General features: G+C 75.3%; 9 protein-coding genes and 1 pseudogene. 4 read left to right on the top strand and 6 right to left on the bottom strand.

All coding sequences use genetic code 11. The features are described from left to right. Window positions 1–79 precede the first annotated feature (79 nt). Window positions 80–1,642, top strand: coding sequence for a hypothetical protein (locus NDAS_RS12850; RefSeq protein WP_013153626.1), 1,563 nt, complete (start codon window positions 80–82; stop codon window positions 1,640–1,642). Window positions 1,643–1,696: 54 nt separating this feature from the next. Here NDAS_RS12850 and NDAS_RS12855 read toward each other — a convergent pair whose 3' ends face one another. Next, entirely contained in the window at window positions 1,697–2,152 is a 456-nt protein-coding gene (locus tag NDAS_RS12855; RefSeq protein WP_013153627.1) for a GNAT family N-acetyltransferase, read from the bottom strand. Window positions 2,153–2,382: 230 nt separating this feature from the next. Here NDAS_RS12855 and NDAS_RS12860 point away from each other — a divergent pair, with 230 nt between their 5' ends. Then, window positions 2,383–4,299 (top strand): hypothetical protein, encoded by a 1,917-nt coding sequence (locus tag NDAS_RS12860; protein WP_013153628.1) that lies wholly within the window; start codon window positions 2,383–2,385, stop codon window positions 4,297–4,299. Between the two features lie 201 nt (window positions 4,300–4,500). Here NDAS_RS12860 and NDAS_RS12865 read toward each other — a convergent pair whose 3' ends face one another. Together NDAS_RS12865 and NDAS_RS12870 are read right to left on the bottom strand one after the other, a co-directional pair. Continuing rightward, window positions 4,501–5,703, bottom strand: a complete 1,203-nt coding sequence (locus NDAS_RS12865) for a CaiB/BaiF CoA transferase family protein (RefSeq protein ID WP_013153629.1) — start codon at window positions 5,701–5,703, stop codon at window positions 4,501–4,503. A 57-nt stretch (window positions 5,704–5,760) separates the two neighbouring features. Beyond that, window positions 5,761–7,254 carry a carboxyl transferase domain-containing protein gene (locus NDAS_RS12870; protein WP_013153630.1) on the bottom strand — a complete coding sequence of 498 codons (1,494 nt, stop codon included), beginning with the start codon at window positions 7,252–7,254 and terminating at the stop codon, window positions 5,761–5,763. Window positions 7,255–7,451: 197 nt separating this feature from the next. Between NDAS_RS12870 and NDAS_RS12875 the strand changes: the two genes are divergently transcribed. Next, window positions 7,452–8,156: a FadR/GntR family transcriptional regulator gene (locus tag NDAS_RS12875; protein WP_013153631.1), complete on the top strand. Its 705-nt coding sequence runs from the start codon at window positions 7,452–7,454 to the stop codon at window positions 8,154–8,156. 169 nt (window positions 8,157–8,325) lie between these two features. Here the strand turns inward: NDAS_RS12875 and NDAS_RS12880 are convergent, their stop codons facing one another. Both NDAS_RS12880 and NDAS_RS12885 read right to left on the bottom strand, forming a co-directional pair. After that, window positions 8,326–9,699, bottom strand: a complete 1,374-nt coding sequence (locus tag NDAS_RS12880; protein ID WP_013153632.1) for an SLC13 family permease — start codon at window positions 9,697–9,699, stop codon at window positions 8,326–8,328. Window positions 9,700–9,835: 136 nt separating this feature from the next. Further along, window positions 9,836–10,431, bottom strand: a pseudogene (locus NDAS_RS12885) (histidine phosphatase family protein). 116 nt (window positions 10,432–10,547) lie between these two features. On the opposite strand from NDAS_RS12885, the gene NDAS_RS12890 reads away from it, so the two are divergent. Next, window positions 10,548–11,747, top strand: a complete 1,200-nt coding sequence (locus NDAS_RS12890) for a hypothetical protein (RefSeq protein WP_013153634.1) — start codon at window positions 10,548–10,550, stop codon at window positions 11,745–11,747. Between the two features lie 48 nt (window positions 11,748–11,795). On the opposite strand, the gene NDAS_RS12895 is transcribed toward NDAS_RS12890, so the two are convergent. Then, on the bottom strand, window positions 11,796–12,431 hold the full coding sequence (locus tag NDAS_RS12895; RefSeq protein ID WP_013153635.1) for a M15 family metallopeptidase: 636 nt from the start codon (window positions 12,429–12,431) through the stop codon (window positions 11,796–11,798). Window positions 12,432–12,511: the final 80 nt, after the last annotated feature.

Here is a 12,511-nt window from a genome sequence, read left to right on the forward strand (position 1 = left end):
CGTTCTTCCGCGCGGGCCCGCGACCCGCGGTTAGTCTGATCCCGTTTCAGTGGCTCACGGCACTTCGGGTGGTATGTCAATGACTGAGCGCATCTACTCCGCCGTGCACGCGTGCCTGGACTGGGCCGGGACCATCGAGCCCCGGCCCGTCCTGAACACCGACAGCCTGCTCTTCCTGCTGGCCGCCCACCTGGACGCCGGCGCTCCCGACCCCGGGGACTGGTCCACCGCCGACGTCCACGACATCGCCCGTACCGTCCGCGTCTGGGACCGCGTGCCCGACAGTCTCAGGGACACCTGGCTGACCTGGTGCGACTTCCTGGTCGACCAGGACCGGTTACTGTCCGCGGAGAGCCCGCGCCGCCTGCGCGCCGCCATCGCCACGGTCGACCTGGCGCCCGGCGGTCCGCCGCCGCCCGAGGACCGGACCGACAGTGCCGCCCTACCGCTCCTGGACCGGCTCGGCGTCGGCGCGGACGGCGCTCCCGAGGCGCTGCCGACGGTCGTCCCGGCGGATCCGGCCGACCTGGACGCGGCGGCGCGCCGGTGCCGCCCCCTGTCCGACGCCGCGCGGCTGGCGGTGTGGACGGGTGGGGGAAGGCCCCTCTGCTCCGAGGGGGACGACGCCCTCACCCCGGACGACACCGCCCGGGCCGCCGCCGACCTGGGGGTCGCGCCCGCGAGGGTGGCCGCGCTGTTCGCCGTGGCCAGGGACGCGGGTCTGCTGCGCACCACCTACACCCGGGTGCTGCCCGGCCGGGCGGCGCGGGCCTGGCGGGACGGTGTGCCGGGGGCGGCCGCCGACGCCTGGGCCGACGCCCTGCTGGCCATGACCGACCTGCGCGGGGTCACGGCGTTCCTGCTGCTCACCGACCTGTTCGTGCACGGGGACGCGCGCACGCCCGCGCAGCTGGTGACCGTGTACGGGCCCGGGATCGCCCTGCGCGGGGAGGACCCGGTGGAACACGTGCGCCAGGTGCTGGAGACGCTGGAGGACCTGGGCGCGGTCCGCCGGGTCGGCGGCGGCCGGTTCCGCGTCACGGGCCTCGGCGACCACTTCATGGTGCGCCAGCTGCGCCAGACCGGGGCCGACATCGCGCTGGCCCGGCCCCTGTCCGGGATGGACGCCGAGGAGGTGCTCGCCCTGGCGGAACGGGGCCGTCCGGTGGACACCGAGCGCCTGCTGGAGCGGTGGGTGGCCGCCCGCGACACCGAGAGCGCGGTGTGCGGCCTGTTGGAGGCCTGCGACGCCCCCGGTTCCTGGCGCCTGCGTGAGCGGGTGGCCCGGGTGCTCGCCTCCCTGGAGGAGGACCTGGCCCCGGTGCTGGATCTGTACGTGCACCACCCCGTCCTGGGCGGGTGGGCCCGGCGGCTGCGCGGCGGGGCCGCGGGGACGCCCACGTCGCACCAGGAGGTCTGGGCGGTGCTGGACGACTACGCGATCCTGCTGGAGGGCGGCGGGCTCCTGCCCGGCCGGGACCGGGACAGGTACGCCGGATGCGCGGAGGGGTTCGTCCGCACCGTGCGGCTGACGGGCCACCCGGCCTCGGACACGGTGCTGGACCTGCTGGCGGAGGGGGCGCTGGGCGCGCCCCTGGCCGAGGCCGCGCGGCGGCTGCGCCCCGCCCCGGTCACCCCCTGAGCGGTGTCCCCTCCCCCGCCCCGGGCCGGGGCGGGAGGACGGGCGTGCGCGGGCTCAGGCCTTGACGACCAGTTCGTGGACGAGCGTCTCGACGCCGGGCAGCGGGACGCAGTCGCGCTCGGGCACCCGCTCGAAACCGCGGGCGCGGTAGACGTACTGGGTCGAGACCATCTCGGGCAGGGTGGCCACCAGCAGTCGGGAGACCCCCTCCTCACGGGCGCGCTCGACGAGCGCGTTGACCAGGTCGCGCCCCACGCCGCGCCCCCGCGCCTCGGGAGCGACGGCGAAGGCGCGGATCTCGGCCTCGTCGGCGTTGCGGGCGATCTCGCTCTCCGGAGACCAGGGCTCGAACACGGCCGTCCCCAGGAGCCGGTTCTCGTCGGCGGCGACCAGGATCTCGCCGCGGCCGTCCGTGCCCAGGAGCCGGAGCGTCTCGACGTAGGCCGGGTTCACGTCCATGAGGCCGTCGGCCGTGTAGGCCGTCAGGCGCAGCTCACTGACGGCGTTCATCTCATCAGGAAGTACTCGACGCACGATCATGGACGTCATTCAACATGATGGGAGGGCTCCCCGCCGTTGATCGCCGCACCACCCGGAGCGTCGAAAACGTCACCGTGAGTGACTCTTTACGGAGGTTTATCCCCCGCTCCGGACACGCCGGACGCCCCGGGCGGAGTTGTCCACAGGCCTCCGGCGGCGCGACCGCGATCGTGCCACCCTTCTGGTGAGGGGAGGCGACCGTGCCCGACCACACCACGGGGGAACCCGTTCCGACACCGACCGTCCGCGTCTTCAGCGGCTCCGCGGCGCTGGCCGCGGGGGGATGCCCTGCGCACCGCCGGTTCAGCGCCGACCCGTCCCTCGGCGCGGACCCGCCTCCGCGCGACACTCCCGGGGCGGTTCTGGAGGCCGTCCTGGACCTGGTCGAGCACGCGGGCATGGCGCTGGAGGAGGCCTGCGCACGCCTGTCCGCGCCGAGGGGGCCGGGCCGGGCCCTCCCGGGCGGGCGCCCCGCGCCGCCGCACCCGGGGCTGCTGGTCTGGGTCCGGCACGCCGCGCGGTGCTACCTGGAGGCCCTGGCCGGGGACGGCGGGCGCGACGGCCCGCACCGCGCGCCGGTGTTCGACTTCTGGGTCCGCCAGTACCTGCCCGTGCCCGGCTCCCCCAACTCCCGGCCCTACGAGCTGTGCGCCCGGGGCCGCAGGTACGCCTACGCACAGGGATCGGAACGGGTGCGGGAGCTGCGCATCCCGGTCGCGGGCGCGGCCGGTGGGCAGGCCCGCCCGCGGGCGGAGGTGGCGGTGGCCGCGTACGTGCTGGCCACCGGGACCCCGGTGGACCGCGACGCCTGCGCGGCGCGGCCCGGGCGGTACCGGGGCGGCACCCCCTACCCGATGCGCGGGCACCGCGGCGGCGCCGACGCCCGGCCGCCGGACCGGGTGCGCGTGGTGGAGACCTCCTGTCTGGACTCCTCCACCGCCGTCCTCTACGACGGTTCGGCCGCCGAGGCCGGGGAGGCCTTCGCCTCTACGGGCCGCGAGGGGCTGCGCTCGGCCCTGGTGGGCGGGGCCCGCTCCCCCGGCCGGGACTGCCTGGCCTGTGCGGGGCGCCGCGGCTGCGGTCGGCTGCCGCGCGCGCCGGGGCTGCTCGGCACGGGCGGCGGACCGTGGCCCCGGCGCTCCTGGTCGGTCTCCCTGGGGCTGCGCCACCGGGGCTGTCCCGCCCGGGCGCACTTCCACGCCCTGGGCCTGCCCGCGGACCCCGGTGCCGAACCGGCGCGGCTGCGGCGCGACCGCGCCGTGCGCGCCTGGCTGGAGCGGCTGCACCGGCGTCTGCCCCGAAGGCCCTGCACGGCCGGGGACCTGCCCGGGGACCGCTCGTCCTGGTCCGCCGGGAGGTGGCGGTTGGAGGGCGGGCAGGCGCGCCTGGGGGCAGCCATGATCGCCGCGCACGTCGGGGTCTGTCCGCTGCGCGGGCTGGCCTCGGGCAGCCACGTGCGGGTGGGCCACAGGCTGGCCGCCGACGACACGCGGGCCGACGTCCTGGTTCTGGCCAGGGCCGAGGTGCTCCACCACCGGGGCCGGTCCTGGGTCCACCGCTCCGTCACGACCACCGACGACGACGCGTCAGCCCCGGCGGGGAGCGGGCCCGCTCCGGCGGAGGCCCGGCCTTCCCCGGGCGGGAACGCTCCCTGCCGGAACGGGGGCGCTGCTCCCGCCCTCGCCGGAGGCGCGCTCTTCGGGGACGAGGAGGCGCTGCTGGCGGCGGAGCCCCGGCTGGCCCTGGCGGTGGGGCTCTTCGCCTGCGGCGCCCTGCCCGCGGGCCCGGACTCGGCCGTGGAACTGGAGGTCCTCAGTCCCCGGGGCGCGTCCGTACGGTCGCTGGACCCGGGATCGGCACGGGTACGGGCCCTGGCCCGGCGGGTGGTGCACGAACTCGCCGGACCCTGGCACGGCGACACCTCCCACCCGCCCGCTCCGGGCGAGGCCTGCCTGGACTGCCCCTACCGGCGCTGGTGCCCGGCGGCCGGTGCTCCCGACGCCCTCCACACCCGGGGCGCACGGGCCCGGAACCCGCGAGGCGGCGCCGGTCCCGGACCCGTGCGCGACCCTCCTCCGGGTCGGGCCGCCGGTTCGCCCTCCTCGGCGAAGCGGTAGTCGCTGGCCTGGAGGTCCCACAGCTCACGGTAGAGCCCGTCGGCGGCCAGCAGTTCGGCGTGGCCGCCCTGTTCCACCACCCGGCCCCGGTCGAGCACGACGATGTGGTCGGCCATGCGCACCGACGCCGGACGGCCGCGCCGGCGCCCGAGGGCTCCGGCGCGGCCGTCCGCATGGCTGTCGCGGTGGTCGGCGCGCGGTCTATCCGGCCGGTTGGGCCTCGACCTCGTCGAGCCAGGCCCGGACCGCGTCGTTGTGCTCGCCCAGGGCGGGCGGCGGCAGGTGGCCCGTGCCGGAGGGCTGCTGCGCCTCGTCGTCCACGGGGTCGAAGCGCAGCGCGGACCCGGGCAGTTCGATCGGGCCGAGCACCGGGTGCTCCACCTCCAGCAGCAGCCCCTGGGAGCGCGTCTGCTCCCACTCGTAGACCTGGTCGATGGTGCGCACCGCGCCGCAGGGCACCCCCACCTCACCGATCCGGCGCAGCCACTCGTCGCGCGTGCCCTGCCCCAGCACCGCCTCCACCTCGGCGATCAGCTCCTCGCGGTGCTCCACCCGGGAGGCGTTGTCGGCGAACCTGGGGTCTCGGGGGTCCAGTCCGAGCAGTCCGGCGAAGCGCTCCCACTGCGCCTCGCCGCCCACCGCCACCTGGAGCATGCCGTCCATGCAGGCGAAGGCGCCGTAGGGGGCGATGGAGGGGTGCTGGTTGCCCAGGGCGGTGGGCACCTCGCGCCCGACCGTCCACCGGGTTCCCTGGAAGGCGTGCACGCCCACGATCGAGGACAGCAGCGAGGTGCGCACCACCCGGCCGCGCCCGGTGCGCTCGCGCTCCAGGAGCGCGGCGAGCACCCCCTGGGCGCCGTTCATCCCGGCGAGCAGGTCGCCGATGGCCACGCCCGTCTTGGTCGGTTCCTTGGGCGAGGGGCCGGTCAGGCTCATCAGACCGGCCTCGCCCTGGGCGATCTGGTCGTAGCCCGCCCGTCCGCCCTCGGGTCCGTCGTGCCCGAACCCGCTGATGGAGCAGACCACCAGGCGGGGGTTGAGCTCCTCCAGGCGGTCGGCGGGGAACCCGAGCCGGTCCAGGACGCCGGGGCGGAAGTTCTCCACCAGGACGTCGGCGGCGCGCACGAGCCGGGTCAGCTGCTCCACGCCGTCCTCGGACTTCAGGTCCAGTTCGATGGACTCCTTGTTGCGGTTGCAGGACAGGAAGTAGGTGCTGACGCGCTCCTCCTCCGGCCCGACGAACGGCGGGCCCCACCCGCGCGTCTCGTCCCCCCTGCCGGGCTGCTCGACCTTGATCACCCGCGCGCCGAGGTCTCCCAGCAGCATGGCCGCGTGCGGTCCGGCCAGCGCCCGTGACAGGTCGATGACCACGATCCCCTTGAGCGGCCCTTGCGAGCGGTCCACGTTCCCTACCTCCTGGTGATGGGTACTGCTCCGGTGTTCGTGTCCTGGGCGGTGCGCTCAGGGCGCGGCGCACAGGCGGCGGTAGCGCGCGGCGCGCCCCGCGGGCGGTTCGGCGTCACCGCTCGGCTGGACCGCGGCGAGTTCGCGGGCGATCGCCTCCCCCATGCGCGCGCAGAACGCGCCGTCCTCGTCGGCCGCGTCGCCGAACTCGGGGACCACCCGGTCCACGAGTCCGCGGGCGCGCAGGTCGGCGGAGCCGATGCCCTGGGCCTCGGCCAGCTCCCCGGCGCGGTCGGGGGTGCGGTGGACGATCGCGCTGGCCCCCTCGGGCGGCAGCGGGGCGAGCCAGGCGTGCTGGGCGCACAGGACGCGGTCGGCGGGCAGGAGCGCGATCGCGCCTCCGCCGGTGCCCTCCCCCAGCAGGACCGAGACGGTGGGGGCGGCCAGGGAGGTCATCTCGGCCAGGCAGCGGGCGATCTGACCGGCTGTCCCCCGCTCCTCGGCGTCGGCGGAGAGCGCGGCGCCGGGGGTGTCGATGACGGTGACCAGGGGCAGCCGCAGTTCGGCGGCAAGGCGCATGCCCCGGCGGGCCTCGCGCAGCGCATCCGGCCCCATGGGCTGTTCGGCGCTCTGGCGGGACCGGTCCTGGCCGACCAGGACGCAGGGCCTGCCGCCGAACCGGGCCAACGCGGTGACCAGGGCGGGGGAGGCCTCGCCCTCGCCGCTGCCGCGCAGGCGCACCACGTGGCTGGCCGCGTGCCGGAGCAGCTCGCGCACGCCCGGGCGCTCCTTGCGGCGGGAGCGGGTCACCGAGTCCCAGACGGGGGCGGGGGAGTCGGGTTCGGCGGGCGGCGGCGGGGGCGTGGCGGGGTCCGGGCGGTCGAGCAGGACGTCGAGGGCGAGCCCGGCGGCGTCCCTGAGCCGGTCGGGGGGCAGGACGGCGTCGACGAGGCCGTGCCGCTGGAGGTTCTCCGCGCGCTGGACGCCCTCGGGGAACGGTGCGCCGTGCAGCGCCTCGTAGACGCGGGGGCCCAGGAAGCCGACGAGCGCTCCGGGTTCGGCGGCGGTGAGGTGGCCGAGCGACCCCCAGGAGGCCAGGACGCCCCCGGTGGTGGGGTGGCGCAGGTAGACGAGGTAGGGCAGTCCGGCGGCCTTGTGCGCGGTGACGGCGGCGGTGATCGCCGCCATGGCCACGAAGGCGGGGGTGCCCTCCTGCATGCGGGTGCCGCCCGAGGCCGGGGCGGCCAGCAGGGGGAGCCGCTCGGCGGTGGCGCGTTCGACGGCGGCGACGATGCGCGCGGCTGCGGCGAGCCCCACGGACCCGGCGAGGAAGCCGAACTCGCTGGCCACGACGGCGACGCGGCGGCCGTGCAGCCGCCCCTCCCCCGTCAGGACCGCCTCGTCGCACCCGGTGGCGGCCCGCGCCCGGGTGAGCGCGTCGGCGTAGGCGGGGTCGGGGTCCACGTCCAGGGGCGCCTCGTCCCAGGAGACGTGGGATCCCGCGTCGAGCGTGCGGTCCAAAAGCTCCCGGGCGGTGTCGCGGGTCTCCACAGCAACCTCCAAATGGTTCAGTGGCTAGGCCACTAGGCCTCACGTCAGGGTGGCACGAAACGGCACGTTTTGTGAAGCCCCCGTCGCACCCGATCGCGGGGAGGTCCGATGCGCCGATCCCGGGAGTCCGCCGACGGGATGCTCTAGCCTGGAAGTCCCTCAGCACAGTCAGATCCGAGGACCAGGAGCCAGCGAGCGTGCCTACCAAGCCCCGACCCCGGCCCCCGGCGCGCCCGCGCCTGTACGAGCAGCTCGTGGAGCGTCTCGTGGAACACATGCGGGACGCCGGTCTGGGCGTGGGCGACCGCCTCCCGCCCGAGCGCGAACTGGCCGTCGCGCTGGAGGTGAGCCGGGCCTCGGTGAGCCAGGCGCTGGTGGCGCTGGAGGTCCAGGGGGTCATCGAGGTGCGGCACGGGGACGGCGCGATCATCCGCCAGACCGTCTCCGAGCAGGGTGTTCTCGCCCTCCTGCGCGACCGGGCCAACCGGCGCGCGGAGATCATCGAGGCCCGTCAGGCGCTGGAGGTCAAGCTGACGGAGCTGGCCGCCGTACGCCGCACGCCCGAGGACCTGGTCGCGATCGAGGCCGCCCTGGAGCTGATGCGCCAGGAGGTGGCCAACGGCGACCGCGGCGTCACCGGCGACGAGCGCTTCCACGCGGCGATCACCACGGCCGCGCGCTCGCGCCTGCTGGCGCGGATGATGAACGAGATCGCCCCGATGATCCGGGAGACCCGCCTGGAGTCGCTGTCGCAGCCGGACCGGCCCCGGGCCTCGCTCGACGGGCACGAGCGCATCGCCTCGGCGATCCGCTCGGGCGACCCCAAGGCGGCCGCCGACGCGATGCGCGACCACCTCCTGCTGGTCTCCGCCGTCAACGGGGCCGCCCCGGTCACCCCCTGAACCGGTCCAGTGGCGCACAGGTCAGGCCTTCAGGCCACCTGGGCACCGCCGCCCCGGTCATGGGGCGGCGGAGGCGGGCGCCGACAGGCGCTGAGGGGTCCGGCGGACCGGACCCCTCACGTTCCCGGGGCCGCCGAGCGGTCCCAGCCGCCCTCGAAAGGCGCTGCCGTCACAGCAGTCCCGGCACCACCAGCACGCCCCAGGCGACCAGCGGACCCACCACGACCACGATGCCGCTGTAGACGAGCATCTGGCGGTAGAAGCGGGACGGGTCCACTCCGGTCGCGTTGGCCAGCACCAGGGCGCCGTTGGTGGAGAAGGGGCTGACGTCGACGATGGTGGAGGAGATGGCCAGGGCCACGATCACGCCGGTCGCGCTGATGTCGCCCATGAGCAGGAACGGGATGGCCAGCGGGATGGTCGCGCCCAGGATCGCGGTCGAGGAGGCGAAGGCCGACACGACGGCGCCGATGTAGCACAGCAGCAGTGCCACCAGGAGCGGAGCGCCCAGGCTGGCCGCCCCGTCGCCGACGTACTCGATGGTCCCCGCGCTCTCCATGACGCCGACGAAGGTCAGCATGCCGGTGATCAGCAGGACCGTGGACCAGCTGATCTGGGAGAGTACGTTCTTCTGCGACTGCGGCGCGATCAGCGCCAGCACCACGCTGACGGTCAGGGCGACGAAGCCGACGTCCAGGCCCACGCCCAGGGCCAGGACGCCCAGCGCGACGATGCCCAGCAGGGTGGCGATCTGCTCGAACCGGGCCGGGGTGCCCTCGGAGGCGGCCTCGCCGCTCCCGGCCGCCGCGCTGCCGTCCGCCCCGCTCCCGGCGGAGGTGTCGGCGGGACCGCCGGTGGCCAGCGCGACCGACCCGGACCCCGAGCCGCCGGAGGTGCGGGCGGCCTCGGTGACGGCCTCGGCCTCGTGCGCGCGGACGCCGAAGAGGCGGTTGCCGCCCAGCGAGACGAACAGGATCAACGCGATGCCCAGGTTGAAGACCAGGCTGCCGAGGAACAGCGTGATGGGGGACACCGAGAGCCCGCTGTCGGCGACGATCCCGTTCACCGTCACGCCGTAGACGCTGACCGGGGAGAAACCGCCCCCCTGGGCGCCGTGGACCACCATCATGCCCATCAGCAGCGGGTTGATCCGGTACCGGGCGGCGAAGCTCAGCGCGATCGGCGCGACGATCGCCACGGCCGCCGGACCGAGCGCGCCCACACCCGTCAGCACGGCGGAGATGCCGAACATGATCCACGGGATCGCGGCCACCCGGCCGCCGACCATGCGGGTGGCGCCGCGTACGAGCAGGTCGATCGTCCCGTTGTTCTTCGCGATGGCGAAGAGGTAGGTGACACCGACCAGGGTGAGGAAGAGGTCGGCGGGGAACCCGCCGAGGACCGCGTCGGCGTCCATCCCGAGGACCAGGAGCCCGACCATGAAGGCCGCGACGAAGGCCAGCGCGCCGATGTTGATCGGCAGGACGGTGGCGATGACGAACATCGCCAGAAGGACGAGGATGGTGAGAAGCTGAGGGGTCATGACATACCGATCAGAGGGACAGTTGGGACTGTGATCTGGGCCATAAGGCTAGTGGCCTAGCCAATAGGCCTTTAGGTCTCCTGTCAAGTCCTCCGGCCGCACGATCCCCGCTCCCGGCGCTGGAAACCCCCTCTATTCAGGTCGGCACGTTCCACGAGGTGAGCACCGGGCGGCCGTGCTCATGGCCCAGCGTGCTCACCGTGGCCGTCTCCAGCCGGAACAGCGCCCCCTCGGCGGGCGGCAGGCCCAGCCAGCGCGCGGTGAGCACCCGCAGGACGTGGCTGTGCGCCACCAGCACCACGTCGGCCCTCCCCCGCCGTCGAGCAGGGGCGTCAGCCGGTCCAGGACCCGGTCGACGCGCTCCCCCACCTGTTCCACGCTCTCCCCCGGATGCCCCGGGCCGCCCGGCACGATCCCGTCGTGCCACAGGTACCAACCGGGTCGTCCGGCCTGGATGTCGGCGGTGGTGATCCCCTCGTAGCCGCCGTAGTCCCACTCGGTCAGGTCGGGGTCGGTCTCGTCCACGCGCAGCCCGGCCAGTTCGGCGGTGCGCGCGGCCCGCCGCAGCGGGCTGGTCACCACCCGGCCGACCTCGCGCGCGGCCAGCACCGGACGCAGCGCCCGCGCCTGCCGCTCCCCCTCCTCGGTCAGGGGGATGTCGGTGAGTCCGGTGTGGCGCCGCGTACGGCTCCACTCGGTCTGTCCGTGCCTGATCAGCACCATGTCGCCCATGGCTCTCTTCCTGCCCCGGAAGGGGACGGCAAACTCCTGCGCCCCGGCCGTGAGCCCGGGGCGCGAATCCGCCGGACGCCGGACACGGCGGAGCTTTCGTCGCTACGCTCCTGACCATGACGCAGCACACCGCCACCAGCGACGTGCGGGATCCCCTTCCCGACGAGATCCCCCAGCCCCGTTTCCACCGGCCCAACGAGGACCTGGCCGCGGCCATGGAGTGCGCGCGCTGCAAGGAGCAGGGCATCAGCGTGCCGCCGGGGGGCGCGCCCGAGCGGCTGACCAACTCCGAGGCGAAGAAGGCCAAGAAAGCGAGGAAGCGCGCCCTGGAGGAGGCCAGGCGCAGGCCCCAGGAGAAGATCCCGGCCGACCGCAGGCGCGTGCCGCGGATGGGCCCCCACCACGCGGAGTTCTTCCGCGAGCTGTGGGAGCGCGTGGCCTCCGAGGGCGCGGGCTCCTCCCCCGACAGCCGCCTGCTCGCCCTCATCTTCACCCTGCGGGGCGCGCTGAAGGGCTGGGCGAACTTCACCGGCCAGGACCTGCGCATCCTGCGCCTGGAGGACGCCCACGCCGCCCTGAGCGACCTGACCTCCTCGGGGTGGCTGGGCACGACGCCGGAGACGGTGATCGAGTCCGACGCCGCGAACCCGGCCCGGTGCGCCCTGCCGAGCCTGGACGGCAACACCTGGAAGCTGGGCAACGGCGTCCGGTCGCGGGCCTCGGGCTGGCTCTCGCGCACCCTCGCCCACAAGAAGATGCGCAAGAAGCCCAACCGGCTCCGGCTCGTGGGGGCCTACCTGGCCCTGTGGGCCGAGCCCGACGGCCGGATCCGCGTCCCGGCCGCGGACATCGTGAACTCCTGCGCCCTGTCCGGCACCGACGAGCTGGCGGAGCTGCTGGCGTGGCTGACGGAGATCTCCTGGGTCGAGGGCCCGGGCGTGGACGGCGGCGCCGTGGTGGCCTCCCTCACCGAGGTCACCCTGCCGCTGGCCTACGTGCCCCTCCCGGAACCGACGCCGCCGGACACCGCACCGGCGACCACGCCGCTGGACGTGCCCGTGGCCGACCGCGCCCGTGAGCTGGTCTCGGGCCGCGGGGAGCGGGTGGCCCGCTGGGTGGACGGCTACCGGGAGGAGCACGGGCACGGCCCCAGCTGGTCGGCGGTGGCCGGGGCCTTCGGGTGGCCGCCGCGCCAGGCGCCCGACCACGACGTCACCCACGAGGCGTTCCGCCTGCTGGCCGAGGACGGCTGGCTGACCGGTTTCGGGGTGCCCTTCGGACTGCGCTCGGGGCCGGGCGGTCCGGCGGCGGGCTGATCCGGCGCGCGGGCGGGGCGTCGCGGGGCGCTCCGCCCGGGCCCGCCCCTAACCCGCGGCGTCGGACAGCAGGTCGGGGCAGTCGCCGCCGGGCTCGGTGAGCAGTTCGAAGTGCCACATCTCATTGGCGTAGACCTGGCACAGCCCGTAGGCCGAACCGCGGCGGACGAGCCAGTCGGCGGCGTCGGTCGGGCCGATGTCGATCGCCTCCCCGGTCACGTGCCTGGACTCCTCCGGGGTGCTGACCAGCCTCCCGGCCTCCTCGCGGGAGCCGTGGTCGAGGACGGCCTGGTCGAGCAGGTGCCGCTGGTACTCCCCGCTGCGCCAGCCCGACGTGACGTGGAGGACGATCCCTTCCTCCAGGGCGTCCCGGGCCGCCTCCCGCACGGCCTCCAGCAGCGCACCGTCCAGGCGGGCGATCGAGGGGTACTGCGTGTCGAACGGGGTGACCGACAGGTCGTCCGGAAGGGCGCCGTCCTCAGCGGTGAAGACCGCCTCCTCCCGGTCCGGCACCAGCACGTTCACCGACCAGGCCGCCAGCACGACGGCCACCGCGGCGCACAGGGCAGCGGCCAGCCGGTACCGGGGCCGCCATCCGCGGCCGGGCGGACCGCCGCCGGGGCTCCCGGCCGGGTTCCCGGCGGGGAGGCCCTCCAGCGTCTCCCGTTTCGTCACTGCGCTCATCCTTCACCTCTCGGGCATCGCGTGCGCGATGTGTGGGGTCCTCGTCGCCCCCGAGTGAAGTACGAGCGGTGTTGCACGGA

It is taken from the genome of Nocardiopsis dassonvillei subsp. dassonvillei DSM 43111, assembly GCF_000092985.1.
Taxonomy (GTDB): Bacteria; Actinomycetota; Actinomycetes; order Streptosporangiales; family Streptosporangiaceae; genus Nocardiopsis; species Nocardiopsis dassonvillei.